The organism is Streptomyces sp. NPDC085596 (assembly GCF_044541565.1).
Lineage (GTDB): Bacteria > Actinomycetota > Actinomycetes > Streptomycetales > Streptomycetaceae > Streptomyces.
Genome location: NZ_JBITTC010000004.1, coordinates 96,533 through 122,915 on the forward strand (window position 1 = coordinate 96,533; position 26,383 = coordinate 122,915).

Genomic DNA, 26,383 nt, shown 5'->3' on the forward strand with positions numbered 1-26,383 from the left:
TACCCAGCCTCGGTGCCGCCTCAGGCGGGCTGCCCGAACAGCTCCCGCAGCACGTCCTCCATGGTCACCAGACCGGCCAGCTTCCCGTCCGCGCCGGTCACCGCCGCCACATGCGTACGGCTGCCGCGCATCGCGGTCAGCACGTCGTCCAGCGGGGAGCTCTCCCGTACCCGCGCGATCGGCCGCATGTCGCGCAGCCGGAACGGCACATCGCGCGGCGAGGCGTCCAGCGCGTCCTTCACATGGAGATAGCCCACGATCCGGCGCCCCACGTCGACCACCGGGAACCGGGAGAACCCCGACTCGGCCGACAGCCGCTCCAGCTGCTCCGGGGTGACGCCGACGCCGGCGTAGACCACCCGCTCCAGCGGTACCACCACGTCCCGGACCGGGCGGCTGCCCAGCTCCAGCGCGTCGTGCAGCCGCTCCTGCGCCCGGCCGTCGATCAGGCCCGCCTCGGTGGCGTCCTTGACGATCTCGGCCAGCTCGGTGTCGGTGAACGTCGCGGACACCTCGTCCTTGGCCTCCACCCGCAGCAGCTTCAGCAGCCCGTTGGCGAAGGCGTTGATCGTGAAGATCACCGGGCGCAGGGCGCGGGCCACCGCCACCAGCGGCGGGCCGAGCAGCAGCGCGGTGCGCACCGGTTCGGCCAGCGCGATGTTCTTGGGCACCATCTCGCCCAGCAGCATGTGCAGATAGGTGGCCAGGGTCAGCGCGATCACGAAGGACACCGCGTGCCCGGCGCCCGAGGGCACCCCGGCCGCGTGGAACACCGGCTCCAGCAGATGCGCGATGGCCGGCTCCGCGACCACACCGAGCACCAGCGTGCACAGCGTGATGCCGAGCTGGGCGGCGGCCATCAGCGCCGACACGTGCTCCAGCCCCCACACCACCCGCCGGGCCCGCTTGTCGCCCTCCTGGGCCAGCGGCTCGACCTGTGAGCGGCGCACCGAGATCAGCGCGAACTCGGCGCCCACGAAGAAGGCGTTGACGACGAGGGTCGCCAGGCCGATCAACAGCGGTACGGCGATCATCGCGTCCTCTCCGTCGGTTCGTCGGCGTGCCTGCCGTGCGACGGGTCCGCCGCCGGCGCGTGCAGCAGCACCCGCGCGGCCCGGTGCCCGGAGGCGTCCACCACGTCCAGCCGCCAGCCGCCGGCCTCGACGCTGTCCCCGATCTCCGGGATGCGGCCCAGCTCGGTGGCGACCAGCCCGGCCAGCGTCTCGTACGGACCCTCGGGCACCCGCAGGCCCACCCGCGCCAGCTGGTCGGTGCGGGCCGCGCCGTCCGCCGAGTACAGGGCGCGGCCCTGGTCATCGGTGCCGGCGGGCGCCAGGTCGGGGGTCTCGTGCGGGTCGTGCTCGTCGCGGACCTCGCCGACGACCTCCTCGACGATGTCCTCCAGCGTCGCCACGCCCGCCGTGCCGCCGTACTCGTCTATGACGACGGCCATGGTGCGCTTGCCCGACAGCCGGTCCAGCAGCCGGTCCACGGTCAGTGACTCCGGGACCAGCAGGGGTTCGCGCATGATCTCGGTGACCGGGCGGAGGGGGCGGTCCTCGGCGGGCAGCGCCAGTACGTCCTTGATGTGGGCGACGCCCACGACCGAGTCCAGGTTGCCCTGGTAGACCGGGAAGCGGGACAGACCGGTGGCCCGCGTCGCGTTCGCCACGTCCTCGCAGGTGGCCTTCGTGTCGAGGGCGACGACCTGGACGCGCGGGGTCATCACGTTCTCCGCCGTCAGGTCGGCGAGGTTCAGTGTGCGCACGAACAGCTCGGCGGTGTCCGGCTCCAGCGCGCCCGCCTTCGCGGAGTGCCGGGCGAGCGCCACCAGTTCCTGCGGGCCGCGCGCGGACGCCAGCTCCTCGGCGGGCTCCAGGCCGAAGCGGCGCACCACGCGGTTGGCGGTGTTGTTGAGATGCGTGATGAAGGGGCGGAAGGCCAGGCTGAACCAGCGCTGCGGCGTCCCCACCCGCTTGGCCACCGCCAGCGGCGAGGAGATGGCCCAGTTCTTCGGCACCAGTTCGCCGACCACCATCAGGAACACCGTCGACAGCGCGGTGCCCAGGACCAGCGCGGCCGAGCTCGCCGCGGTGGCGGAGAGACCCATCGCGCGGAACGGCCCCGAGAGCAGCGTGGCGATGGACGGCTCGGCGAGCATGCCGACGACCAGGTTGGTGACGGTGATGCCGAGCTGGGCGCCGGAGAGCTGGAACGTGAGGCTGCGTACGGCCTTCAGCGCGCCGGAGGCACCGCGCTCGCCACGCGCCGCGGCCCGCTCCAGTTCGCCGCGCTCGACCGTGGTCAGCGAGAACTCGGCCGCCACGAAGGCGCCGCAGGCGAGCGACAGCAGGATCGCCACCAGCAGGAGCAGCACTTCGGTCATCGGGTCACCTCCGTCCCAGGATCGGTCAGGACGGGGTGGACCGCGCGATGTCGGTGGCGCGGACTGGGAGGGTCGCCCATGGGTGGACGCTCACAACCTTTCATCGAGTGCCGAGATGCCGCCTCAATGGTAAAGGATCAGCAAAGTGGCCTCGCCGGAGCTCAGCCGGTGAGCGGCTTGACCCAGCGGCGCCACTTCTCCTCCGGCCCATACCCCGCCGCGCTCCTGGCATGATGCGCCGTCTCGTTGCGGACCAGCACCATCGCGTCCACGCGGCGCCCGCCCAGTGCGGCGAACCGGTCCTCGGCGGCCGCCAGCAGTGACCTGGAGATGCCCCGGCGGCGGTGGCCGGGGTGCACCGCGAGCCGGTAGGCGGAGCACCGCCAGCCGTCGAACCCCGCGATGACCGTGCCCACCAGGGCCCCGTCCAGCTCCGCGAGGAGCAGGGCCTTTGGGTCCCGTTCGATGAGCCGGGCCACCCCGGCGTGATCGTCGCTGATGCTCGTGCCCTCGGCCGCATCGCCCCAGAACCGCAGCACGGCGTCGATGTCCTGGGGGGTGGCGTGACGGATGTACGGATCGCTCATGACCCGAGCCAAGCAGAGCGCCCGGCCGACGGGCCAGAGAGTTTCCGGTAGGCGAGACCGGGCGCCCGGAGAGGCGCCCGGCCCATCGCTGTCAGCGGGCCTGGTCCCGCTCCCGGCGCACCGGGGCCTTGCGCCCCTTGACGTTGGCGCCGCGCATCGCGCGCACCACGTCGTCCGCCGCCTCCTCGGGCACCTCCACCAGCGAGAAGCGGTCCGCGATCTCGATCGCCCCGATGTCCCGCCCGCTCAGCCGGGTCTCACCGGCGATGGCGCCGACCAGGTCCTGCGGCCGCACACCCGAACTGCGCCCGGCCCCGACGAACAGCCGAGTCATCCCCGGCGAGGACCGCTGGGGCCGACGCGCGCGCGGCCCCCGGTCGCGGTCACGGCCTCGGTCCCCGCGGTCCCGGTCCCTCGGCGCCAGCTCCGGGATCTCCTCCTCGTCGAACGCCGCGCCGCCCGACTCATGGGCCAGCTTCACCGCCGCCAGCGCCACGTCCATCACGTCGAACTCGTCCCCGAGGGTCTCCACCACCACCCGGAACCGGTCCAGGTCCTCGTCCTGGAGCAGGCTCTCCTGCAGCGCGGCCCGCGTCAGCTCCAGCCGCCTGGCCCGCAGATCCGCGACCGAGGGCACCTTCTCGAGCGGGACCTTCCGGCCGGTCGCCCGCTCGATCGCCTTGAGCATCCGGGACTCCCGAGGCTCCGCCAGCGTGATCGCCACACCCTCGCGCCCCGCGCGCCCGACCCGCCCGATCCGGTGCACATACGACTCCGGCGCGGACGGCACGTCGTAATTGATCACATGCGTCAGGTGCTCGACGTCGATGCCGCGGGCCGCGACATCGGTGGCGACCAGCAGATCCGCCGTACCGCCGCGCAGCCGGCCCATCACCCGGTCCCGCTGCTCCTGGCTCAGCCCGCCGTGCAGCGCCTCGGCGCGGTAGCCGCGGCCGTTCAGGGTCTCGGAGAGCTGGTCGACCTGGTCACGGGTGCGGCAGAACACGATCGCCGCCTCCGGGGACTCCACGTCCAGCAGCCGCCCGAGCGCGGCGGCCTTCTGCGCCCGCCCCACGATGTACGCCGACTCCCGCACGCGCGGCGCCTCGCCGGGCGCGGGGGCCTCCCGCTCGATCCGCACCCGGACCGGGTCGCTGAGGTGCTTGCGTGCCATGGAGTCGATCCGCGCGGGCATCGTCGCCGAGAAGAGCACCGTCTGCCGTTGCTCCGGCACGTTGTCCAGGATCGAGTCGATGTCCTCCGAGAAACCCATGTCCAGCATCTCGTCGGCCTCGTCCAGCACGACCGTGCGCAGGTCGGCCAGGTTCAGGGTGCCGCGCGCGATGTGGTCCAGCGCGCGGCCCGGCGTCGCCACCACCACGTCCACACCGCGCTGGAGCTCGCGCAGCTGCCGGCCGATGGGCTGCCCGCCGTAGACCGGCAGCACGCGTACGCCGAGGTCGGTGCCGTAGCGGTGCACGGCCTCCGAGACCTGGATGGCCAGCTCGCGGGTCGGCACCAGCACCAGGGCGCTGGGCCCCTTGCCCTTGCCGTCGCGGGCGATGCGCTGGATCACCGGCAGCGCGAACGCGGCGGTCTTGCCGGTTCCCGTGGCCGCCTGCCCCAGCAGGTCGTTGCCCGCCAGCAGGGGCGGGATGGCCTCCTGCTGGATCGGCGTGGGCTCCTCGTAGCCGAGCGCGGTCAGCGCCCGCTGGATCTCGGGGGCCAGGTCGAGATCGGCGAACCCGACCTGCCCCTCGCTGGCGTTAGTCGTCATGGCGCATCCCTTTTCCGGCTGGGGGACGCGATACCCGGACCCGGGGTCCAAGGGGTTGGTGGCCGGCCGGGCTCGGCCCGGACGACGCCCGGACCCGGTGTACGAGCCCGAAGTCCGCGCCGGGACGCGCCCCCTTGCAGATCACGCGGTACGGACCATCTATACCGTGCCGTGCCGGACGGAAACCCGCCACCCGACCGGCCCGGGCCGGATCACTCGTGGGCGATCGCGGCCAGCACGTTCATGCGCGAGGCCCGCAGCGCCGGGAGCAGGGCCGCCACCACGCCCACCACCGCCGAGCCGATCACCACGGCGACGATGGTGCCCCAGGGCACCTGGAGCTCCTTCATCCCGCGCAGTGCCAGCACCTGCTGACCGCACACGCCCCACACCAGCCCCAGCGCGAGCCCGAGCACCGCGCCGAACACGGCGATCACCACCGACTCCAGCCGGATCATCCGGCGCAACTGCCGCCTGCTCAGCCCGATCGCCCGCAGCAGCCCGATCTCACGGGTGCGCTCCACCACCGACAGCGCGAGGGTGTTGACCACCCCGAGCACCGCGATGACGATCGCCAGCCCGAGCAGCGCGTACACCAGGTACAGCAGCACCGAGATCTGGTCGTGCACCAGCTTCTTGTAGTCGGCCTGGTCGCGTACCTGGAGCTGCGGATACGGCTTGAGCGCCGACTCCAGGGAGGACCGCAGCCCGGCCGCGTCGGTGCCGGCGGCGGCGTTGACGTAGAGCACCGAGTCCTGGCCGCCGGGCACGTACTTGTCCACCGTGCCGAGGCCCAGGAAGATCCCGCCCTGCGTGCCGAAGCCCTCCGGCGACTCCAGGTTGGTGAGCGCCCCCACCGTCAGCCGCGCCTGGCGTCCGCCGGGGAACTCGACCGGCAGCACGCTGCCGACCCGCGCGCCGTGGTCCCGCGCGAACCCGGCGTCCATCGCCAGCCGCCCGTCGGCCAGCGCGGCCCCGGTGCCGCCGCGGGCGTAGGTGAGGTGCACGACGTCGTCCAGGCGCGGGCCGTAGGCCGCGGCCGTCGTCGGCACCCGCCGGCCGTCCGGCATCCGCACCGCGAGCGGCGTGATCCGCTGCGGTACGACGAGCCCGACGCCCTCGGTGCCGAGCACCGTGCGCCGCACATCGTCGCTGAACGGCGTGAAGTTGGTGCTCTGCACGATGAAGTCGGCCCCGAGAGTGCGGTCGATCTGCCGGTCGAACGAGGCCGACATCGAGGCGCTGGCCACCGACATCCCGCCGACCAGCGCGAGCCCCACCATCAGCGCCGCCGCCGTGGCACCCGTACGCCGCGGATTGCGCAGCGCGTTGCGCTGGCTCATCCGGCCCACCGAACCGAACAGCGCCGGGAACGCGCCGCCCAGTACCCGGATCACCGGCCGCACCAGCAGCGGCCCGGCGATCACCATGGCGATCAGCGTCAGGATCACCCCGAGCGCCAGCAGCGAGGCCGCCGGAGCGGCCTTCGTCGCCGCCACGCAGCCGGCCAGCGCCGCGGCTCCGGCCACGCCCATGACCGCGCCCGCGACGGCCCGGCCGGTCAGCGGCTTGTCGATCCCGGCGATCTCCGCGTCCGACAGCGCCGCCATCGGCGACACCATCGCCGCCCGGCGCGCGGGCAGATACGCGGCGACGAAGGTGACGCCCACCCCGACCACGTACGCCGCGACCGGCGTGCCCCAGCCGATCACCATCTCCGTGGCCTTCAGGTTCATCCCGAACAGGCTCATCAGCCGGATCAGCCCGTACGCCAGCCCGATCCCGGCCGCGAGCCCCAGCGTGGAGCCCACCACCCCGAGCAGCAGCGCCTCCAGCAGCACCGACCGCCGCACCTGCCGCCGGTCCGCGCCCAGCGCCCGCAGCAGGCCCAGCTCACGGGTGCGCTGCGCGATCAGCATCGAGAAGGTGTTGACGATCAGGAAGATGCCGACGAGCACCGCGATCCCGGCGAAGCCCAGCATCACGTACTTGATGACGTCGAGGAACCCGCCGAGGTTCGCCGCCGCCGACTTGGCCTGCTCGGCGGCGGTCTTCAACTCGTAGCCGCCCCTGCCGATCGCGGCGGCGACCCGGTTCTTCAGCTCCGGGTCGGTGACACCCGGCGCCGCCTCCACCGAGATGGCGGTGGCCCGGTCCGCCGAGCCCAGCAGCTGCCGCCCGGCCGTGGCCGGGTCCAGGAAGACCAGCGCCGCGCCGGGGTTGGTGGTCCGGAACGTGGCGATGCCCACGACCCGCACCCGGAACGTCCCCGGCTGCGCCTGCACGGTCAGCGCGTCGCCGATCGTCACGTGCTTCTTGTCCGCGGTGTCCGCGTCGAGCAGCGCCTCGCCCGCGCCGCGCGGCGCGTGACCGGAGGTCAGCTCCACCGGGCTGCGGTCGGTCACGTACCAGGAGGTGGCGATCGTCGGGGCGCCCGTGGTCGGCCCGACGGACCGGTTCCGGCTGTCGATCACCGTGATGTTCTGCACCGACACGTCCGCGTGCGCCGACGCGACGCCGGGGACCTTCACCACCCGGCCCTCGAGGTCCGCGGGCACCGTCTGCACCCCGCCGCCCGGCACCGGGGAGCGCAGGTCCTGCTTCGGGCCGACCGTCACATCCGCCGCGGTGGAGGCGAACAGCCGGTCGAAGGTACGGGTCACCGTGTCGGAGAAGATCAGACTGCCCGAGACGAACGCCACGGACAGCACGACGGCCAGCGCGGAGAGCGCCAGCCGCCCCTTGTGCGCGAGAAAACTTCGCAGAGTCGCCTTGAGCACGGGGTTCAGTCCTCCTGCGCCACGGCGTCGTCGCCGAGCCGGCCCCGGACCACGTCGAACGCCTTCATCCGCTCCAGCACGGCGTCCGCCGTGGGCCGCTCCATCCGGTCCACGATCCTGCCGTCGCCGAGGAAGAGCACCAGATCGGAGTGGGCGGCCGCGCCGGGGTCGTGCGTGACCATGACCACGCTCTGCCCGAGGTCGTCCACCGCGCTGCGCAGGAAGCCCAGCACCTCGAGCCCCGAGCGCGAGTCCAGGTTGCCGGTGGGCTCGTCCGCGAAGATCAGCTCCGGCTGCGAGGCCAGCGCCCGCGCACAGGCGACGCGCTGCTGCTGGCCGCCGGACAGCTGCGCCGGGCGGTGACCGAGGCGGTCGCGCAGACCCAGCCGGTCGATCACCTGGTCCACCCAGCCGGCATCCGGCCGGCTGCCCGCGATGTCCATGGGCAGCGTGATGTTCTCCGCCGCCGTCAGCGTGGGGATCAGGTTGAACGACTGGAAGACGAACCCGATCCGGTCCCGGCGCAGCCTGGTCAGCTCGCCGTCCTTCAGCCCCGTGATCTCGGTGTCCCCGAGCCACACCTGACCGGCCGAGACCGTGTCCAGCCCCGCCAGGCAGTGCATCAGCGTGGACTTGCCCGACCCGGACGGCCCCATCACGGCGGTGAACCGCCCGCGCGCGATGTCCACGTCCACCGAGTCCAGCGCGATCACGGCCGTCTCACCGGTGCCGTACGCCTTGGTCAGCCCACGAGCACGGGCCACCGTCCCCTGGCCCGGCACCGCACCCGGCGCGTCCTGAGCAGCAGATGTGAACAAGATGGTCTCCCCGTCGCCTAGACATCCCGACTCCTCGGCCATGGCCGAGCCTAGTGTGACCCGAACCACACCTGAAACGGTGTTCGGCAATCGGTGGAGCGGTGGATGCAAGAGCGGAGAAATCCATAAGCGGTCGTGGGGTGAGTTGTTTGCGCGACGGCTCCGGCTCGACCGAAGCGCGAGGGCGCGCCGTCAGCCGGTCCTACCCCGCGCCCTCCCGCCCCCGGAACACCTCCGCGCCCCACGTCCCCCAGAGCCGGGGCGCCAGCCAGCCGGGCGCCCGGGTGCGGAAGTCCGTCGGGGGCAGGCTGCCCGTGCCCTGCGGGAGCGCGCCGAGGAGGTCCGCTCCGGCCACCTCCGGCAGGTCGGTCACGTTGCAGCGGGTGGCCAGGTCGGGGGAGGCGGGCCAGGAGCCGATCACCACGCCGGTCAACTCCAGCTCGCGTCGCCTTAGTTCGCGTGCCGTCAGTTCCGTCGCGTTCAGCGTGCCCAGGGCCGCCGGTGCGACCAGGAGGACCGGGGCGTCCAGTAGTGCCGCCGCGTCCGCCAGCGTGCCGCCCTCGGGGTCGAAGCGGACCAGGAGGCCGCCCGCGCCCTCGACCAGGACCAGGTCGTGGTCGGTGGCCAGTTTGGCGGCGGCCTCGGCCACGTCGTGCGGGCGTACCGGAGGGAGGCTGGAGCGGCGGGCGGCCGTGGCGGGGGCCAACGGGTCGGGGTAGCGGGCCAGTTCGCGGGCCGTGACCGGGCCCGCGAGGCGGGCCACCTCGTCGGCGTCGCCGCGTTCGTCCGGGCGTACCCCCGTCTGGGCGGGCTTCAGGACGGCCACCGAGTGGCCGGCCGCGAGGGCGGCGGCCGCCACGGCGGCCGTCACCATCGTCTTGCCGATCTCCGTGCCCGTGCCCGTGATCACCAGTACCGGCATGTCATCCCTCCCGCGCGGCGGCGCACACCGCGCGCGCGATCCGTGCCACGTCCGCGTCGTCCGTGACGTACGGCGGCATCGTGTAGACCAGGTCGCGGAAGGGGCGCAGCCACACGCCCTCCCGCATAGCGGCCCGCGTCGCGGCCGCCATGTCCACCTCGTGGTCGAGCTGGACCACCCCGATGGCGCCCAGGACACGCACGTCCCGGACGCCGGGCAGCTCCGAAGCCCCGGCGAGGCCCTCCCGCAGGCCGGTCTCGATCCGCTTGACCTCGCCCCGCCAGTCCTGCCCGAGCAGCAGCTCGATGGAGGCGCACGCCACGCCGGCGGCCAGCGGGTTGCCCATGAAGGTCGGCCCGTGCGCGAGCACCGGCACCTCGCCGCGCGAGATGCCGTCGGCCACCCGCGCGGTGCACAGGGTCGCCGCCAGCGTCAGATAACCGCCGGTCAGAGCCTTGCCCACGCACATCACATCCGGCGAGACCGCCGCGTGCTCCGCCGCGAACAGCGCGCCCGTACGGCCGAAGCCGGTGGCGATCTCGTCGAACACCAGCAACACGTCATGCGCGTCGCACGCCTCGCGCAGCACCCGCAGATACGCGGGGGAGTGGAACCGCATCCCGCCCGCGCCCTGCACCACCGGCTCCACGATCACGGCGGCCAGTTCGTCCGCGTGCCGCTCGATCACCGACCGCAGATGCTCCGCGTACGCCTCCTCGTAGGCGGCGGGCGGCGCGTCCGCGAAGACCTGGCGGGGCAGCGCGCCGGACCACAGCCCGTGCATGCCGCCCTCCGGGTCGCACACCGACATCGGGTGCCAGGTGTCGCCGTGGTAGCCGCCGCGCCAGGTCAGCAGGCGCCGCTTGCCGGGGCGGCCGAGCGAACGCCAGTACTGGAGGCACATCTTGACGGCCACCTCGACGGACACCGAGCCGGAGTCCGCGAGGAAGACGTGCTCCAGACCCTCGGGCGACATGTCGACAAGGAGCTTCGCCAGCCGTACGGCGGGCTCATGGGTGAGCCCGCCGAACATCACATGGCTCATCCGCCCCAACTGCGCCCGCGCCGCCTCGTCCAGCACCGGGTGGCCGTAGCCGTGGATCGCCGACCACCAGGACGACATCCCGTCGACCAGCTCACCGCCGTCCGCCAGCCGCAGCCGGACCCCGCTCGCAGACTCCACGACGAGCGGCTCGACCCGGCCCGGCATCGGACCGTACGGATGCCACACATGCCGCCGGTCCAGCTCCAGCAGCTCGGCCGTACCCAGGTCAGGCATTGGGCGCGAGGTCCGTCCCGGCACCCCGGCGGCGCACGGCGACCAGATCGGTACGCGGCTCGGCCGTGGCCGGCGCCTCGGCGGTGACCGGCGCCCCGGCCGTACCGCAGACGCCACCCCCGGTGTGCGACCCGCACCCGCCCTCCGCCTCACGTGAACCGCGACCGCCCGCCGCCCGGTGCTCCGGCAGCGTCACCTTGTCCGCGCCCTCCACCTCGAACCCGGCGTCCGCGATCATCTCCAGGTCGGCCTTGCCGGCCTGGCCCTCGCTGGTCAGGTAGTCCCCGAGGAAGATCGAGTTGGCCAGGTGCAGCGCGAGGGGCTGGAGGGAGCGCAGGTGGACCTCGCGGCCGCCCGCGATCCGGACCTCCACGTCCGGGCAGACGAAGCGGACCATCGCCAGGATGCGCAGACAGCGCTGCGGGGTGAGGTTCCACTCCTTGGCCAGCGGGGTGCCCTCGAAGGGGATCAGGAAGTTCACCGGAACGGAGTCCGGGTCCAGCTCGCGCAGCGCGAACACCACGTCCACCAGGTCCTCGTCGCGCTCACCCATGCCCGCGATCAGCCCCGAGCAGGCGGAGAGGCCGGCCGCGTGCGCCTTGTGCACCGTGTCCACCCGGTCGGCGTAGGTGTGGGTGGTGGTGATGTCGCCGTAGGTCGCCTCGGAGGTGTTGAGGTTGTGGTTGTAGGCGTCGGCGCCCGCCGCGCGCAGCCGCTCCGCCTGACCGTCCGACAGCAGGCCGAGGCAGGCGCACACCTCTACGCCCTCGTGCCGGTCCTTGATGGCCTTGATGGTGTCGGAGACCCGGTCCACGTCCCGGTCCGTGGGCCCGCGTCCGGACGCCACCAGGCACACCCGCTTGGCGCCCCCGGCGAGCCCGGCGGCCGCCGCCTCGGACGCCTGGCCGGGCTTCAGCCAGGTGTACTTGAGGATGCCGGCCGTAGAGCCCAGCCGCTGGGAGCAGTAGGAGCAGTCCTCCGGGCACAGGCCCGACTTGAGGTTGACCAGATAGTTGAGTTTCACCCTGCGGCCGAACCAGTGCCGCCGCACCTTGCCGGCCGCGGCCACCACATCGAGCAGGTCGTCGTCGGAGGTGGCGAGCACGGCGAGCGCTTCCTCGCGCGTCGGCGTCTCGCGCCGCAGTCCCTTGTCCACCAGCGTGTTCAGCAGGTCCATGAGGCTTGATCCTGTCCTACCCGACCGCCTGGGGCCAAGGAGACTTCGCACAACGACCGAGGTTCACCGTGTGGGTATTGCCACATCATGGGCGGCTCTCCGCGCCGCTAGTGTCTGTCTGTTGTCTACAAAAGCCCGTGTTGGCGAGAGCCCGGAGGAACCATGGCGTTCGGCTGGATCGACGAGCAGGCCGAGGCGCGCCGCCGCGCCGGACTCCTGCGGACCCTGCGTCCCCGTCCCGCCGACTCACCCCTGCTGGATCTGGCGAGCAACGACTATCTGGGCCTGGCCCGCCACCCGGAGGTCGTCGAGGGCGCGGCCCGGGCCGCCCGGACCTGGGGCGGCGGCGCCACCGGCTCGCGCCTCGTCACCGGCACCACCGAACTGCACGCCCGGCTGGAGGCCGAACTCGCCGAGTTCTGCGGCTTCGAGGCGGCGCTCGTCCTGTCCTCCGGCTACGCCGCCAACCTGGCCGCCGTCACCGCGCTGGGCCCGCACGGCTCGCTGATCGTGTCCGACGCGGGCAACCACGCCTCCCTGATCGACGGCTGCCGGCTGGCGCGCGGCACCACCCAGGTCGTCGGGCACGCCGACCCGGAGGCCGTGGCCAAGGCGCTGGCGACGCACCGGGGCGAGGCGATCGCGGTCTCCGACACGGTGTTCTCCGTCGACGGCGACGCGGCCCCCTTGCGCCAACTGGCCGAAGCCTGCCGGGAACACGGGGCCGGGCTGGTCGTGGACGACGCGCACGGTCTGGGTGTACTGGGGGAGGGCGGCCGGGGCACGGCACACGCGGCCGGGCTCGCGGGAGCGGCCGACGTGGTGGCCACGGCGACGCTGTCCAAGTCGCTGGGCAGCCAGGGCGGGGTGGTACTGGGCCCGGCGCGGGTGATCGGCCATCTGGTCAACACCGCGCGGACGTTCATCTTCGACACCGGTCTCGCCCCCGCCGCCGCGGGGGCGGCGCTCGCCGCGCTGCGCCTGCTCCGGCGCGAACCGGAGCGCACGGCGCGCGCTCGCACGGTCGCCGCCGAACTGCACGCCCGGCTGACCGCCGAGGGCCTGGCGGCGGTACGTCCGGACGCGGCCGTGGTCTCCGTACGGGCACCGTCCCCCGAGGCCGCCGTGCGCTGGGCCGCCGACTGCCGGGCCGGGGGTCTGTCGGTGGGCTGCTTCCGCCCGCCGTCCGTCCCGGACGGCGTCTCCCGGCTGCGACTGACCGCCCGCGCGGACCTGTCCGGGGCACAGATCGAACGGGCCGTAAGGGTCATCACCGCCGTTCGGCCCTGCTGAGGTCGGGAAAAACCCCGTCAAATACGGGCGCGCGTCGCAGAGTTCACCCCGTTGAGCGACAGATGTCCGCGTATCTGGGGGGTTGGTTCCCCGGACCGGCCCCGTGATGGCAGGGTGACCTGCAGGCACCAGAGCGGGACCGTGCCCGAATCCTCCGCCCCGCGTCGCCGTGCGGCGCGTGGGAGGTCGGCGGGCCGCCCGTGGGAAAGGGACGACTTCGCCATGGCAGACCATCTGGAAGCATCCGTCACTCTGCCGAGCGATCCCGCCTCGGTCTCCACGGCCCGGTCCTATGTCGTGGGCACCCTGGCCGGCTGGGGGCTGCCCTCGGACGACGAGGTGACCGACATCGTGCGCCTCATCGTCTCCGAACTCGCCACCAACGCCGTCCAGCACACCCTGGGCCAGTCGCCCACCTTCACCGTGGACATCGTGCTGGCCAGGGACGAGCTGCTGCTCATCGGGGTGACGGACAGCCATCCGCGGCTGCCCAAGAGACTCCCGGCAGCGGTCGCCCAGGACAACGGGCGCGGCATGGCCATCATCCGGTGTCTCACCGTCGAGTGCGGCGGCAAGCTCCGGGTCCGGCCGACCCGCGAGGGCGGCAAGACGGTCTTCGTCGAGCTGCCCTGGAGCGTCCCGAGCCGGCCGCTGACCATCACGGCCCGCCCGGAGCCCTCACCGGCCCGCTGAGCCGCCCTGGGTGCCCCGGGACCGGCCGGGAGGCCAGGGGCGGCCCAGGACGCGTGTACGCCCGTGAGGAGCCGCTCCCGCCACGCCCCCGTGGGTCAGTTGACCCGGCCGTACCAGACGCTCTTGGTCCAGATCTTCTGGAGCCGCACCACGTCCCCGGTCTTCGGCGCGTGCCAGATCTTGCCCTTACCGGCGTAGATGCCGACGTGGTAGACGCTGGAGCCCGAGTGGAAGAACACCAGGTCACCGGCCTTGCGGTGACCCGAGGAAATGTGGTGCGTCTTGTTGTACTGCTGTGCGGCCGTCCGCGGCAGCTTCTTGCCCGCCTTCTTGAACGAGTACAGCGTCAGGCCCGAGCAGTCGAACCTGCCCGGCCCGGTGGCTCCGTAGCGGTACGGTGCGCCCTTCTTGGACGCCGCGACCTTGAGTGCCTTCGTCGCGGTGGTGGCGGCGGATGCGTCGGTGGCCAGTCCCGGCACCGCGATGGAGCCGCCGACGGCGGCCAGGGTGAGGGCCGAGGCCGTACCGGCCCTGGCCATCAGCGACGGGACACGATTGAGCGCAGTCATGCGCAACCCTTCGTCAGCCGCCTGTGAAGGATGACCTGTCGGATTCGGGCTGGCGAAGTTGCCCGGCCGTGTCACCACGGCTTCACCCCAAGGGCTGCTCGGCACGACCGCCCGCTGCTGGCGGACGTTCGTCCCGGCGACCCGTCTTGCTCGGGTCCTCCACTCCTGCCGATGCACTTCTGTCGACCGGTCATCCGGGCGGCGGCAGGACTCGGCGTCCGCCCGGATGCGCCCCGCCGGTGTGGCGGGGGCTTGTCGTCAGACAGGGATCTTGGCCCACTCCTGTCCGAAAATCCCAATGGAACCGGGGGTTTGTGGTGTTACTCACCACTCACCCGTTCGGGTGGACAGGGGGGTGTCCGAGCCGTCGTCAGTTCCCCTCCGTAGCCCCGGACCTGGGCTTCGACAGCCGCGCGGCGGGCCGCCGGGCGCGCCGCGCGCAACTCGGCGGGCGCGGAAACGGGCGCGGAGATACACCGGTCGGCGGTAGCACGTTCGGCCCGTTTCGGCTCGGCGGACGACACGCGGGGCGCTGTCCGGCCGGAGGCGGTGTCCGGGTCAGCCGACGCCATCGGGCGGGAGCGCGACGCGCGCGGCCCGGCGCTCCCCGTCCAGCACCCGCAGCGCGTGTGTCAGCGTGCGCCCGTACAGCTCCGTCTCGCCCCGCCCGTGCATCAGCGCGAGCGCGTCACGGAGCGCGGCCGCCGTGCGCACCAGCGCCTGCGCCGCCCTGAGTGCCCGGTACGTGTCCCCGTGCCGGGCCGGGTTGATCCGGCCGAGCAGGTCGGCCGCCTCCAGGTAACGGTCGATCAGCTCGCCCTCCGCGCGGGTCAGCGCGGGCAGCGGCGGCAGCTCCTCCGGCAGCACGGCCCGCTCACCGGGCGCCGGGCAGGTTCTCACGGGCACCCACGATCCCGTCGACCAGGCCGTGCTCCAGGGCGCCGGCCGCGTCCAGCATCCGCTCGCGCTCCAGGTCCGCGTGGACGGTGGCGGCGTCCCGGCCGGTGTGCCGGACGAACATCTCCTCCATCAGCTCCCGCGTCCGGACCAGCTCCGCGGCCTGGATGGCCAGGTCGCTGGGCTGTCCCCGCACCGGCTCGGCCAGCTCCGGCTGGCGCAGCACGACCCGCGAGCCGGGCAGTGCGAACCGCTTGCCGGGCGCCCCGGCCGCGAGCAGCACGGCGGCCACCGAGACGGCCTGGCCCAGGCAGTACGTCTCCACGTCGCAGCCGACGTAGCGCATCGTGTCGTACACCGCCGTCATGGCGTGGAAGTCGCCGCCGGGGCAGTTCAGATACAGCGTGATGTCCCGGTCCGGGGCGGCGTGTTCGAGCTGCATGAGCTGCGCGATCACATCCGTGGCCGCCGCGGCGTCCAGCGGCGTGCCCAGGAACACGATCCGGTGTTCGAACAGCTTGGAGTACGGGTCGAGCGTGCGGTGGACGCCGCCGTCGCGTTCGGTGAACTCGGGCAGGACATGTCGGGCGTTCGATCGGGTCATGGCACACCCCTCCTGATCGACGGGGCCGCTTGAGCCCCGCTTCTGTAAAAAATGTACAGGACGTACGTGACGTTAGAATGGGGTCATGGCCTACGAGATTCCGGTGACGCAAGCCAGGGCCGAGCTGGCCGACCTGATCAACCGCGTGGTGTACGGCGGTGAGCGGGTCGTGGTGACCCGGCACGGCAAGCCGCTCGTCGCGCTGGTCTCGGCCGCCGACCTGGCACGGCTGGAAGCGCTCGACGCGCAGGCCGCGTTCGACGGGCGAGAGCAGGACGAGCAGGTGATCAGCTCCGTCTCCGGCGTGCGCGAGATCTCCGCCTCCCCGCCGCAGGAGCGGCAGCGCTTCGGCATCGCCGCCGAGCACCGCCGGCCGGGCACCTCCTGAGGTCGCTGGGCACCTCCTGAGGTCAAGGCGCGCCGAACGCCCGCCGGTTAACGTCGCCGAAACGCCGGCGAACTAGCCTTCGCTCCCACGCCACCAGGGGTTTTCCGTACCAGCCGGCCCCGAGTCGTGGCTGCGGCAACCGGGCCCCGCACGGTCCGGAGCGAGGACTGTGAGGTGGGACGTGCAACTGACCCCGCACGAGCAAGAGCGACTGCTGATCCATGTGGCGGCCGACGTGGCCGAGCGGCGCCGGGCCCGCGGCGTGCGGCTCAATCACCCGGAGGCGGTCGCGCTCATCACGTCGCACATCCTGGAGGGCGCCCGCGACGGCCGGACCGTCGCCGAGCTGATGTCCTCCGGCCGCAAGGTGCTCACCCGGGACGAGGTGATGGACGGCATCCCCGAGATGATCCACGACGTCCAGGTGGAGGCCACCTTCCCGGACGGCACCAAGCTGGTCACCGTCCACGATCCGATCGTCTGAGGGGCCCGACATGATTCCCGGAGAGGTGCTCTTCGCCGACGGCCCGGTCCTCTGCAACGAGGGCCGCGAGATCACGCCGCTCACCGTCCTCAACGCCGCCGACCGCCCCGTCCAGGTCGGCTCCCACTACCACTTCGCCGAGGCCAACCCCGGCCTGGACTTCGACCGGGCCGCCGCGCACGGCAAGCGGCTGAACATCGCCGCCGGTACGGCCGTCCGCTTCGAACCCGGCATCCCCGTCGCGGTCGAACTCGTCCCGCTCGGCGGCGCCCGGATCGTGCCCGGACTGCGCGGCGCGACCGGAGGTGCCCTGGATGCCTGAGATCTCCCGCGCCGCCTACGCCGACCTGTTCGGCCCCACCACCGGCGACCGCGTCCGCCTGGCCGACACCGACCTCCTCATCGAGATCGAGGAGGACCGCTCCGGCGGCCCCGGCGCCTCCGGCGACGAGGCGGTCTTCGGCGGCGGCAAGGTCATCCGCGAGTCCATGGGCCAGTCCCGCGCCACCCGCGCCGAGGGCACCCCGGACACCGTGATCACCGGTGTCGTCATCGTGGACCACTGGGGCGTGATCAAGGCCGACGTCGGCATCCGCGACGGCCGGATCACCGGTATCGGCAAGGCCGGCAACCCCGACACCATGGACGGCGTCCACCCCGACCTCGTCATCGGCCCCGAGACCGAGATCATCGCGGGCAACGGCCGCATCCTCACCGCGGGCGCCATCGACGCCCATGTGCACTTCATCTGCCCGCAGATCGCCGACGAGGCGCTGTCCTCCGGAGTGACCACCCTGGTCGGCGGCGGCACCGGCCCGGCCGAGGGCTCCAAGGCCACCACCGTCACACCGGGCCCCTGGCACCTCGCCCGGATGCTGGAGGCGATGGAGGCGTACCCGGTCAACGTCGGCTTCCTCGGCAAGGGCAACACCGTCTCGCACGAGGCGATGCTGTCCCAGATCAGGGGCGGCGCCGTCGGTCTGAAGCTGCACGAGGACTGGGGCTCCACCCCGGCCGTCATCGACGCGGCCCTCATCGTGGCCGACCGCACCGGCATCCAGGTCGCCATCCACACCGACACCCTCAACGAGGCCGGCTTCGTGGGCGACACCCTCGCCGCCATCGCCGGGCGGGGCATCCACTCGTACCACACCGAGGGCGCCGGGGGCGGGCACGCGCCGGACATCATGACGGTCGTCTCGCAGCCCAACGTGCTGCCCAGCTCGACCAATCCGACCCGGCCGTTCACCGTCAACACCGCCGAGGAACACCTCGACATGCTGATGGTCTGCCACCACCTCAACCCGGCCGTCCCCGAGGACCTCGCCTTCGCCGAGTCCCGCATCCGGCCGTCCACCATCGGCGCGGAGGACATCCTCCACGACCTCGGCGCGATCTCGATCATCTCCTCCGACTCCCAGGCCATGGGGCGCGTCGGCGAGGTCATCCTCCGCACCTGGCAGACCGCCCATGTGATGAAGGGCCGCCGGGGCGCACTGCCCGGCGACGGCCGCGCCGACAACCACCGGGTACGGCGCTACGTCGCCAAGTACACGATCAACCCGGCGCTCGCCCAGGGCCTCGCCGCCGAGATCGGCTCGGTCGAGACCGGCAAGCTGGCCGACCTGGTGCTGTGGGAGCCCGCGTTCTTCGGGGTGAAGCCGCTGCTCGTCCTCAAGGGCGGCCAGATCGCCTACGCGCAGATGGGCGACGCCAACGCCTCCATCCCCACCCCGCAGCCGATCCTGCCCCGACCGATGTTCGGCGCGATCGGCCGGGCGCCGGCGGCCAACTCCTTCAACTTCGTCTCGCAGTTGGCGATCGAGGACGGCCTGCCCGAACGGCTGGGCCTGGGCAAGGAGTTCGTGGCGATCCAGTCCACCCGCGCGGTGACCAAGGCCGACCTGCGCGAGAACGACGCCATGCCGGACGTACGGATCGACCCCGACAGCTTCGCCGTGCACATAGACGGCGAGCTGGTCGAAGCCGTACCGGCAGCCGAACTGCCCATGGCTCAGCGCTACTTCCTCTTCTGATGTCCAGGGCCGCACTGCTCGTCCTGGCCGACGGCCGCTTCCCCGCCGGAGGGCACGCGCACTCCGGCGGGGCCGAGGCCGCCGTCAAGGCGGGCCGCATCACCGACGCCGCGAGCCTTGAGGACTTCTGCCGGGGGCGCCTGCACACCACCGGCCTGGTCGCCGCCTCCCTCGCGGCGGCGGCCGTACTCGGCATCCCCGCCCGGGAGTTGGACGCGGCCGCCGATGCCCGCACCCCGTCACCCGCACTGCGCACCGCCGCGCGGAGGCTGGGCCGTCAGCTGGTACGGGCGGCACGCGCCACCTGGCCGTCGCCCGAACTGGACGCGCTGACAGGAGAGTTCCCCAAGGGTTCCCATCAACCGGTCGTCCTCGGCCTCACCGCCCGCGCGGCCGGCCTGGAGCCGCTGGACGCCGCCCACTGCGCGCTGTACGAGAGTGTGAGCGGCCCGGCGACCGCCACCGTACGGCTGCTCAGCCTCGACCCGTTCGACGCCACCGGCGTACTGGCCCGGCTGGCACCCGAGCTGGACCGGGTGGCGGACCGTGCCGTGGAGGCCGCCCGGCGCGCGCTGACCGAAGGAACCGACGCCCTGCCCGCCGCGTCCGCGCCCCTGCTGGAGATCGGCGCACAGGCGCACGCCGCCTGGCCGGTCCGCCTCTTCGCCTCATAGGGCCCGCACCGAACCGCACTTGGAGCCGCACATGCATCTCGACCACCCCCACACCGGTCCCGCCGCCGTCAGCGCCGACGCGCACCGCCCCGACGGCGCCCGGCGCGCCCTGCGTATCGGCCTCGGCGGCCCGGTCGGGTCCGGCAAGACCGCCACCGTCGCCGCCCTGTGCCGGGTGCTGCGCGACGAACTCTCCCTCGCCGTCGTCACCAACGACATCTACACCCGCGAGGACGCCGAATTCCTGCTGCGGGAAGCCGTGTTGCCGCCCGAGCGGATCACGGCCGTGGAGACCGGCGCCTGTCCGCACACCGCGATCCGCGACGACATCTCCGCCAACCTCGAAGCCGTGGAGGATCTGGAGGACGCGGTCGGCCCGCTCGACCTGATCCTCGTCGAGTCCGGCGGTGACAATCTCACGGCCACCTTCTCCAAGGGGCTCGTGGACGCCCAGATCTTCGTCATCGACGTCGCCGGAGGGGACGACATCCCGCGCAAGGGCGGACCCGGCGTCACCACCGCCGACCTGCTCGTGGTCAACAAGACCGACCTCGCCCCGTACGTCGGCTCCGACCTCGCCCGCATGGCCGCCGACGCCAAGGCGCAGCGGGCCGAACTCCCGGTGGTCTTCCAGACGTTGCGCGTCCAGGGCGGAGTCGGCGAGGTGGCCGGATGGGTGCGCGAGCGGCTCGCCGCGTGGACGGCGTGACCGGAGTCCGCGCCCGCGCCCGGATCGAGGCCCGCGCCGACGGCCGGGGCGGCACCGCGCTCCCGGTGCTGGAGGGCGACGGCCCCCTGGCCCCGCGCCGCACCCGCGCCCACGGCACCGAGGCCCGCGTCCTGCTGGTCGGCGCGATGAGCGGACCGCTGGGCGGCGACCGCTTCTCGATCGACGCCCGGGTGGGGGAGGGTGCCCGGCTGCACCTGGGCTCGGCCGCCGCCACCCTGGCGCTGCCCGGCCAGGCCAAGGGCGAGGCCCGCTACGACGTACGGCTCGACGTGGCCGCCGGAGGCGAGCTGCACTGGCTGCCCGAGCAGCTGATCTCGGCCCGGGGCAGCGACCTGTACGTCACCACGCGCGCCGAACTCGCGCCCGGAGCGCGGCTGTTGCTGCGCGAGGAGCAGGTGCTCGGGCGGGCCGGGGAAGAGCCGGGGCGGCTCACCAGCAGGCTCACCGTCCGCCTGTCCGGTGCCACGCTGCTCGACCAGGAGCTGTGCTGCGGTCCCGGAGCGCCGGGCGGCTGGGACGGCCCCGCCGTGCTCGGCGGACACCGGTCGGTCGGACAACTGGTACTCGTGTCACCGGAGTTGCGGGACATCCCGGCGGAGCCCCGGATGCTGGGGGAGGGCACCGCCCTGATGCCGCTCACCGGACCGGCGGTCCTCGTCAGCGCCGTGGCGCCCGACGCGCTCGCCCTGCGGCGCCGCCTGGACGAGGCGCTGGCGCTACTGACCGCCGATCGGAACTGACCATCCGTTTATCGGATTGGTAAAGAAGGTCCGCCAACCCTGTTCTCAGACGGCTCACAGCCGAGAGGATTCCCCGCCTGACCACTCGCAGTGAAGTCACGGGGAGGGGACCCCTTGAGGGAGAACAAACCGAAGAGCCGTCTGCTGGCGCTCAGTTCGGCCGGCGCGCTCGTCACCGCCACGCTGATAGCCGGCGCGGTGACGGCGCCCGCGGCCAGCGCCGACAGCCGCCACGGCCAGGACCGGGAGGCCCGCGGCGCCGCCACGGCCGCCGCCCGCGCCGCCAGGGCCGGCATCGACTGGCAGGACTGCCCCGCCGACTGGGGGCTGGAGAAGCCCATCCAGTGCGGCTGGGTCTCGGTACCGCTGGACTACGCCAAGCCGAACGGCAAGCAGATCAAGCTCGCCGTCGACCGCATCGGCAGCACCGGCACCAAGGAGGAGCGCCAGGGCGCCCTCATCTACAACCCCGGCGGCCCCGGTGGCTCCGGCCTGCGCTTCCCGCGCCGGGTCACCACCAAGAGCGCGCTGTGGACCAACACCGCCAAGGCATACGACTTCGTGGGCTTCGACCCGCGCGGCGTCGGCCACTCGGCCCCCATCTCCTGTATCGACCCGCAGGAGTTCGTCAAGGCGCCCAAGGCCGACCCGGTGCCCCGCGACGAGGCCGACAAGCGCGCCCAGCGCAAGCTCGCCCGCGAGTACGCCGAGGGCTGCGCCGAGCGCAGCGGCGCGATGCTGCCGCACATGACCACGCCGAACACCGCCCGCGACCTGGACGTCATCCGGGCCGCACTCGGCGAGAAGAAGCTCAACTACCTGGGCGTCTCCTACGGCACCTACCTCGGCGCCGTCTACGGCACCCTCTTCCCCGGTCACGTCCGCCGGATGATCGTCGACAGCGTCGTCGACCCCGCGCGCGAGAACATCTGGTACCAGGCCAACCTGAACCAGGACATCGCCTTCGAGGGCCGCTGGAAGGACTGGCAGGACTGGGTCGCCGCCAACGACGCCGCCTTCCACCTCGGCACCACCCGTGCCGCGGTGCAGGCCCAGTGGCTGGGGCTGCGCGCCGCCGCCGCGAAGAGCCCGCTCGGCGGAGTCGTCGGCCCGGCCGAGCTGATCTCCTTCTTCCAGAGCGCCCCGTACTACGACTCCTCGTGGGTGCCGGTCGCCACGGTGTTCAGCAAGTACGTCGCCGGTGACACCCAGGCGCTCGTGGACGCCGCCGCGCCCGACCTGTCGGACACCGCGGGCAACATCTCCGCGGAGAACGGCAACGCGGTCTACACCGCCGTCGAGTGCGCCGACGCCAAGTGGCCCACCAGCTGGCGCACCTGGGACCGGGACAACACCCGGCTCAACAAGGACAACCCGTTCATGACCTGGGCGAACGCCTGGATGAACCTGCCCTGTGCCACATGGGGCGCCAAGCAGCACACCCCGGTCGAGGTCGGCACCCACCGCGGTCTGCCGCCCGTGCTGATCGTGCAGTCCACCAACGACGCGGCCACCCCGTACGCCGGTGCCGTCTCGCTGCACGAGCGGTTCAAGGGCTCCCGTCTGATCACCGAGAAGGGCGCGGGCTCCCACGGGGTGACCGGACTGGTCAACCCGTGCGTCAACCAGCGCGTCGACGCCTACCTGCTGAGCGGCAAGCTCGACAGCTCCGACGTCACCTGCGCACCGCACGCCACGCCCCAGCCGTAACGGCCCGGAGCGAGTAGAAGGGGGCGACCGGACACCCGGTCGCCCCCTTCCGCGTTCCCGGACACCCGGTCGCCCCCTTCGGCGTTCCCGGACGGCTCAGCGCCGCCGGACGAACCGGCGGGTCCGCGCCGCCTCCGCCTCCGCCTTCACCTCGGCCGCGTACCGGTCCACGTACTCCTGGCCCGACAGCTCCAGCACCGCGTACATGATCTCGTCCGTGACGGCCCGCAGGACCGCCTTCTCGTCCTCCAGGCCCGCGTAGCGGGAGAACTCCAGCGGCTCGCCGAAGCGGATGGTGATGGGGCGCAGCCTCGGGATCTTCCGGCCGGGCGGCTGCGCCTCGAACGTGCCGATCATGGCGCAGGGCACGACGGGCGCCCCGGCCTTCAGTGCCATCACCGCCACCCCGACCTTCCCCTTGTACAGCCGCCCGTCGTGCGACCGGGTCCCCTCGGGGTAGATCCCGAGCAGTTCGTCCCGGCCCAGCACCTTCAGCCCCTCGCGGACGGCCGCCTGCCCGGCCTCCTTGCCCGAGCGGTCCACCGGGATCTGGCCCGCGCTGCGGAAGAAGAACGCCGTCAGCCGGCCCTTGAGCCCCGGCCCGGTGAAGTACTCCGCCTTGGCGAGGAAGGTGATCCGGCGCTTCAGGATGGCGGGCATCAGGAAGTGGTCGGAGAACGACAGATGGTTCCCGGCGATGATCGCCGCGCCCGACTCCGGCACATGGTCCAGCCCCTCGATCCGGGGCCTGAAGGCCAGCCTAAGCACCGGGCCCAGCAGCACGTACTTCAGCAAGTGGTAGAACACGGCTCCCTCTCGCTCGCAGCGGCCTGTGCAGTCACCTGTTACCGCCCGCGGCCGGGCTCATGCTCATCGCGCGGCGAATTCGCGGAAGCGGCTCCGCCCCGAACCCACGACCCGGTGCATCCACACCAGGCGAATCGGGAGAAATAGTGGCAGATTCGCCTGAGAACGGCTGACCCAGCGAAGAGGAGGGCCCGTCCATGTTGACGGTCGACCTGGCCAGGTACCCCATGCTCCTGGCCGCCGCCGAGCCGGATCAGCTATTGCCGGCCAGGGAACAGATGGCCTTCACCCTGGGCTTCCACATCATCCTGGTGCCCTTCGGCGTGGCACTGACCAGCCTGATGCTCATCGCCAACTACCGGGGACTGCGCAAGGGGGACGAGGCCGCGCTGCTGCTGGCCCGGCGCTGGTCCAAGGTGGCCGCCCTGCTCTTCGCGGTCGGCGCCATCACCGGAACGGTCCTCTCCTTCGAGCTGGGTCTGCTGTGGCCGGGGCTGATGGGGAAGTACGGCGCCGCCTTCGGCTTCCCCTTCGCCATCGAGGGGCTGTTCTTCTTCCTCGAAGCGATCTTCGTGGCCATCTACATCTACGGCTGGGACCGAATGCCCCCCTGGGCCCACTTCTGGTCGGGCGTGCCGGTGGCGCTGGCCAGCATCGGGGGAGCGGGCGCCGTCATCGCCGCCAACAGCTGGATGAACCAGCCCGGCGGTATCACCATGCGGGGTGGCGAACTCGTCGATGTCCGGCCGGGCGAGGTCTTCTTCAACAACGCCTTCTGGCTCCAGTTCTGGCACATGCTGCTGGCCGCCTACATCGTCGCCGGGTTCTGCGTGGCGAGCGTCTACGCGGTGGGCATGATCAGAGGGCGGCGCGGCCATTACCAGAAGCTCGGCTTCCTGATCAGCTTCATCACCGCCGCGGTCGCCCTGCCGGTGCAGATCTTCGTCGGTGACACCATCGCCCGGCAGGTCTTCGACGACGAGCCCGCCAAGTTCGCGGCCATCGAGATGCTGCCCACCACCGGCACCCATGTGCCCGAGACACTCGGCGGTGTGCTCATCGACGGCGAGGTCCGCTACGGCATCTCGGTGCCGTGGGTGGCCTCCATCCTCGCCGGGTTCAAACCCTCGACCCGCATCCAGGGACTCGACGCCGTCCCCGTCGACGTCAGACCCACCACCGCACAGGTCAACATCGTGCACTGGGCGTTCGACATCATGGTCGGCACCTCCATGCTGATGCTCGCCGTGGCCGCCTGGTTCGTCTGGATCTGGTGGAAGCGCCGGAACACCCTCCAGACCAACCGCTGGTTCCTGGGCGCCGCCTCGGTGTGCGGCATCGTCTCCATCCTCAGTCTGGAGGCCGGCTGGGTGACCACCGAGGTCGGCCGGCAGCCGTGGATCGTCGTCGGGCTGCTGCGCACCAGAGACGCGGTGACCACCCAGGGCAACCTCTGGCCCACCTTCGCGGGGGTGGTGGTGCTCTACACGGCGGTCGGCGCCGGTGCCATCTGGGTGCTGCTGTCGATGAAGCGACGCTGGCAGAAACAGGGCGACGAGAACGTCCACGTGCCCTACGGCCCCGACGCCACGCCCGGCTCCCGGCTCGAGCGTTCCAAGGGGAAGGTGCTGTAAATGGCCGAGTTGGTCGCGGTATTCCTCTTCATCGGCGTCGTCGCCTACGCGGTGCTCGGCGGAGCCGACTTCGGCGCGGGCCTGTGGGACCTGATGGCGGGCGGCGCCAAGCGCGGCCGCGAGCCACGCCACCTGATCGACGCCTCCCTCGCCCCGGTCTGGGAGGCCAACCACACCTGGCTGATCTACTGTCTCGTCGTCCTGTGGAGCGGCTTCCCGACCGCCTTCTCCGCCATCACCACCACGCTCTACATCCCGATGGTCCTCGCCCTGCTCGGCATCGTGCTGCGCGGCGCCGGATTCGCCTTCCGCAAGGCGACCGTCCGCACCCCGGAGCAACGCCTGTACGGCGCCGCCTTCGCACTCTCCTCCGTCCTGACGCCGTACTGCTTCGGCGCCATCGCGGGCGGCCTCGCCTCCGGCCGCGTGCCCACGGCGGGCAACGGCGACGCGGTGTCGAGCTGGGTCAACCCCACCAGCATCCTCGGCGGCATCCTCGCCGTGCTGGCCTGCTCCTACCTCGCCGCCACCTATCTGACCGTGGAGGCGCTGCACCGCGACGACCAGAAGCTGTACCGCTACTACCGTGACCGGGCGATTGCCGCCGGAGCGGTCACCGGCGCGGTCAGCATCGCCGGCATCTTCGTCCTCCAGGCCGACTCGCCGCGCCTCTTCGACCGCCTCAGCGGGCCGGCGCTGCCCCTGGTGGTCGTCGCGGCCGTCGGTGGCCTGGTCGGACTGGCCCTGCTGTGGGCCAAGCAGAAGCTCGGGACACGGGTGGCGGCGGCGGGCGCCGTCGCGCTGGTCGTGATCGGCTGGGGCGTGGCCCAGACGCCGTACCTCCTCGGCACCCACCTCTCCATCAACGAGGCCGCCGCGCCGGACGCCACCCTGGCCGTCGTCGTCGGCGTCGCCATCGTCGCGGCGGTGCTCATCGTGCCGTCCCTGGTACTGCTGTTCCGGCTCAGCGGGCGGGGCGACGTGGGAGTGGACGACCGGCCCTTTCGGGGCACTGTGACGGAGCGGGACCAGCGTGCCGGAACGGAGGGCCGCCGGGCCGTCGCGACCAGGGGCCATCGCGGTGCCGGGACGGGCCGGGTCTCCATGGCGAAGGCCGGCGGCGACCAGGTTCCCGCCGTACCGCTGGACCGGACCGCCGTCCAGGACGCGCCCCGCCCCCGCTGGGTGCCCTACGCGCTCTGCGCCGGGGCGGTGGCCGCGACCGCGGTCGCGGGAGCGCGCGTGGTACGGCGTTCGCGGGAGCGCGCGCGGCACGGCCGGACGCCCACAGGGACCGCGCGCTGAACACCCCTGACGGGCGGGCGTTCGCCGCGGTCTGAACCCCCGCTGTACGACTCCCTCGTCGTGGTGGGCGTCCGCGCCCTGAACGCCGCTCGT

General features: G+C 72.5%; 25 protein-coding genes and 1 riboswitch. Of the genes, 12 read left to right on the forward strand and 13 right to left on the reverse strand.

Annotation, left to right across the window (positions count from 1 at the left end; all coding sequences use genetic code 11):
* Positions 1 to 20: 20 nt before the first annotated feature.
* From ACIGA3_RS13570 to bioB, 9 genes are all read right to left on the reverse strand, one after another.
* Entirely contained in the window at positions 21 to 1,034 is a 1,014-nt protein-coding gene (locus tag ACIGA3_RS13570) for a hemolysin family protein (protein ID WP_399714255.1), read from the reverse strand.
* A complete protein-coding gene (locus ACIGA3_RS13575; RefSeq protein WP_399714256.1) occupies positions 1,031 to 2,386 on the reverse strand; it encodes a hemolysin family protein in 1,356 nt (451 codons plus the stop codon). Before ACIGA3_RS13575 ends, ACIGA3_RS13570 begins: the two co-directional genes overlap by 4 nt.
* Before the next feature lie 161 nt (positions 2,387 to 2,547).
* Positions 2,548 to 2,973, reverse strand: a complete 426-nt coding sequence (locus ACIGA3_RS13580; RefSeq protein ID WP_399714259.1) for a GNAT family N-acetyltransferase — start codon at positions 2,971 to 2,973, stop codon at positions 2,548 to 2,550.
* A gap of 91 nt (positions 2,974 to 3,064) precedes the next feature.
* A complete protein-coding gene (locus ACIGA3_RS13585) occupies positions 3,065 to 4,750 on the reverse strand; it encodes a DEAD/DEAH box helicase (protein WP_399714261.1) in 1,686 nt (561 codons plus the stop codon).
* A gap of 212 nt (positions 4,751 to 4,962) precedes the next feature.
* Positions 4,963 to 7,530 carry an ABC transporter permease gene (locus ACIGA3_RS13590; protein WP_399714264.1) on the reverse strand — a complete coding sequence of 856 codons (2,568 nt, stop codon included), beginning with the start codon at positions 7,528 to 7,530 and terminating at the stop codon, positions 4,963 to 4,965.
* Positions 7,531 to 7,535: 5 nt separating this feature from the next.
* Positions 7,536 to 8,348, reverse strand: coding sequence for an ABC transporter ATP-binding protein (locus ACIGA3_RS13595; protein WP_399714267.1), 813 nt, complete (start codon positions 8,346 to 8,348; stop codon positions 7,536 to 7,538).
* Positions 8,349 to 8,550: 202 nt separating this feature from the next.
* The gene (bioD, locus tag ACIGA3_RS13600) at positions 8,551 to 9,270 is read right to left on the reverse strand and encodes a dethiobiotin synthase (RefSeq protein WP_399714270.1); all 720 of its coding nucleotides are present in this window, start codon (positions 9,268 to 9,270) and stop codon (positions 8,551 to 8,553) included.
* A 1-nt stretch (position 9,271) separates the two neighbouring features.
* On the reverse strand, positions 9,272 to 10,549 hold the full coding sequence (locus tag ACIGA3_RS13605) for an adenosylmethionine--8-amino-7-oxononanoate transaminase (RefSeq protein ID WP_399714272.1): 1,278 nt from the start codon (positions 10,547 to 10,549) through the stop codon (positions 9,272 to 9,274).
* A complete protein-coding gene (gene bioB / locus ACIGA3_RS13610; protein WP_399714275.1) occupies positions 10,542 to 11,726 on the reverse strand; it encodes a biotin synthase BioB in 1,185 nt (394 codons plus the stop codon). The genes ACIGA3_RS13605 and bioB overlap by 8 nt, the downstream gene beginning before the upstream one ends.
* A gap of 162 nt (positions 11,727 to 11,888) precedes the next feature.
* Here bioB and ACIGA3_RS13615 point away from each other — a divergent pair, with 162 nt between their 5' ends.
* Together ACIGA3_RS13615 and ACIGA3_RS13620 are read left to right on the forward strand one after the other, a co-directional pair.
* Positions 11,889 to 13,019 carry an 8-amino-7-oxononanoate synthase gene (locus tag ACIGA3_RS13615; protein WP_399714278.1) on the forward strand — a complete coding sequence of 377 codons (1,131 nt, stop codon included), beginning with the start codon at positions 11,889 to 11,891 and terminating at the stop codon, positions 13,017 to 13,019.
* A gap of 222 nt (positions 13,020 to 13,241) precedes the next feature.
* Entirely contained in the window at positions 13,242 to 13,712 is a 471-nt protein-coding gene (locus tag ACIGA3_RS13620; protein ID WP_399714281.1) for an ATP-binding protein, read from the forward strand.
* 95 nt (positions 13,713 to 13,807) lie between these two features.
* On the opposite strand, the gene ACIGA3_RS13625 is transcribed toward ACIGA3_RS13620, so the two are convergent.
* The 3 genes from ACIGA3_RS13625 to ACIGA3_RS13635 all read right to left on the reverse strand — a co-directional run bounded on the left by ACIGA3_RS13625 (position 13,808) and on the right by ACIGA3_RS13635 (position 15,782).
* The gene (locus ACIGA3_RS13625) at positions 13,808 to 14,281 is read right to left on the reverse strand and encodes a C40 family peptidase (RefSeq protein WP_399714284.1); all 474 of its coding nucleotides are present in this window, start codon (positions 14,279 to 14,281) and stop codon (positions 13,808 to 13,810) included.
* 2 nt (positions 14,282 to 14,283) lie between these two features.
* Positions 14,284 to 14,414, reverse strand: a riboswitch (cyclic di-AMP (ydaO/yuaA leader).
* A 425-nt stretch (positions 14,415 to 14,839) separates the two neighbouring features.
* Complete coding sequence (locus ACIGA3_RS13630) at positions 14,840 to 15,148, reverse strand: hypothetical protein (protein ID WP_399715376.1); 309 nt, start codon at positions 15,146 to 15,148, stop codon at positions 14,840 to 14,842.
* Between the two features lie 7 nt (positions 15,149 to 15,155).
* Complete coding sequence (locus tag ACIGA3_RS13635) at positions 15,156 to 15,782, reverse strand: ATP-dependent Clp protease proteolytic subunit (protein WP_399714287.1); 627 nt, start codon at positions 15,780 to 15,782, stop codon at positions 15,156 to 15,158.
* Positions 15,783 to 15,867: 85 nt separating this feature from the next.
* Between ACIGA3_RS13635 and ACIGA3_RS13640 the strand changes: the two genes are divergently transcribed.
* The 8 genes from ACIGA3_RS13640 to ACIGA3_RS13675 all read left to right on the forward strand — a co-directional run bounded on the left by ACIGA3_RS13640 (position 15,868) and on the right by ACIGA3_RS13675 (position 22,544).
* Positions 15,868 to 16,170, forward strand: coding sequence for a type II toxin-antitoxin system Phd/YefM family antitoxin (locus tag ACIGA3_RS13640; RefSeq protein WP_399714289.1), 303 nt, complete (start codon positions 15,868 to 15,870; stop codon positions 16,168 to 16,170).
* Positions 16,171 to 16,351: 181 nt separating this feature from the next.
* Complete coding sequence (locus tag ACIGA3_RS13645; RefSeq protein ID WP_399714291.1) at positions 16,352 to 16,654, forward strand: urease subunit gamma; 303 nt, start codon at positions 16,352 to 16,354, stop codon at positions 16,652 to 16,654.
* 10 nt (positions 16,655 to 16,664) lie between these two features.
* A complete protein-coding gene (locus tag ACIGA3_RS13650) occupies positions 16,665 to 16,976 on the forward strand; it encodes an urease subunit beta (RefSeq protein ID WP_399714293.1) in 312 nt (103 codons plus the stop codon).
* A complete protein-coding gene (locus tag ACIGA3_RS13655; protein ID WP_399714296.1) occupies positions 16,969 to 18,690 on the forward strand; it encodes an urease subunit alpha in 1,722 nt (573 codons plus the stop codon). Before ACIGA3_RS13650 ends, ACIGA3_RS13655 begins: the two co-directional genes overlap by 8 nt.
* Positions 18,690 to 19,364, forward strand: coding sequence for an urease accessory protein UreF (locus ACIGA3_RS13660; RefSeq protein ID WP_399714298.1), 675 nt, complete (start codon positions 18,690 to 18,692; stop codon positions 19,362 to 19,364). The genes ACIGA3_RS13655 and ACIGA3_RS13660 overlap by 1 nt, the downstream gene beginning before the upstream one ends.
* Before the next feature lie 31 nt (positions 19,365 to 19,395).
* Positions 19,396 to 20,073, forward strand: coding sequence for an urease accessory protein UreG (ureG, locus tag ACIGA3_RS13665; protein ID WP_399714300.1), 678 nt, complete (start codon positions 19,396 to 19,398; stop codon positions 20,071 to 20,073).
* Entirely contained in the window at positions 20,037 to 20,834 is a 798-nt protein-coding gene (locus ACIGA3_RS13670; protein ID WP_399714303.1) for an urease accessory protein UreD, read from the forward strand. Before ureG ends, ACIGA3_RS13670 begins: the two co-directional genes overlap by 37 nt.
* A gap of 114 nt (positions 20,835 to 20,948) precedes the next feature.
* Positions 20,949 to 22,544 (forward strand): alpha/beta hydrolase, encoded by a 1,596-nt coding sequence (locus ACIGA3_RS13675; protein ID WP_399714305.1) that lies wholly within the window; start codon positions 20,949 to 20,951, stop codon positions 22,542 to 22,544.
* 96 nt (positions 22,545 to 22,640) lie between these two features.
* Here ACIGA3_RS13675 and ACIGA3_RS13680 read toward each other — a convergent pair whose 3' ends face one another.
* Complete coding sequence (locus ACIGA3_RS13680) at positions 22,641 to 23,351, reverse strand: lysophospholipid acyltransferase family protein (RefSeq protein WP_399714308.1); 711 nt, start codon at positions 23,349 to 23,351, stop codon at positions 22,641 to 22,643.
* Between the two features lie 197 nt (positions 23,352 to 23,548).
* Here ACIGA3_RS13680 and ACIGA3_RS13685 point away from each other — a divergent pair, with 197 nt between their 5' ends.
* Both ACIGA3_RS13685 and ACIGA3_RS13690 read left to right on the forward strand, forming a co-directional pair.
* A complete protein-coding gene (locus ACIGA3_RS13685; RefSeq protein WP_399714311.1) occupies positions 23,549 to 24,985 on the forward strand; it encodes a cytochrome ubiquinol oxidase subunit I in 1,437 nt (478 codons plus the stop codon).
* Positions 24,986 to 26,290 (forward strand): cytochrome d ubiquinol oxidase subunit II, encoded by a 1,305-nt coding sequence (locus ACIGA3_RS13690; protein ID WP_399714313.1) that lies wholly within the window; start codon positions 24,986 to 24,988, stop codon positions 26,288 to 26,290.
* Positions 26,291 to 26,383 lie beyond the last annotated feature (93 nt).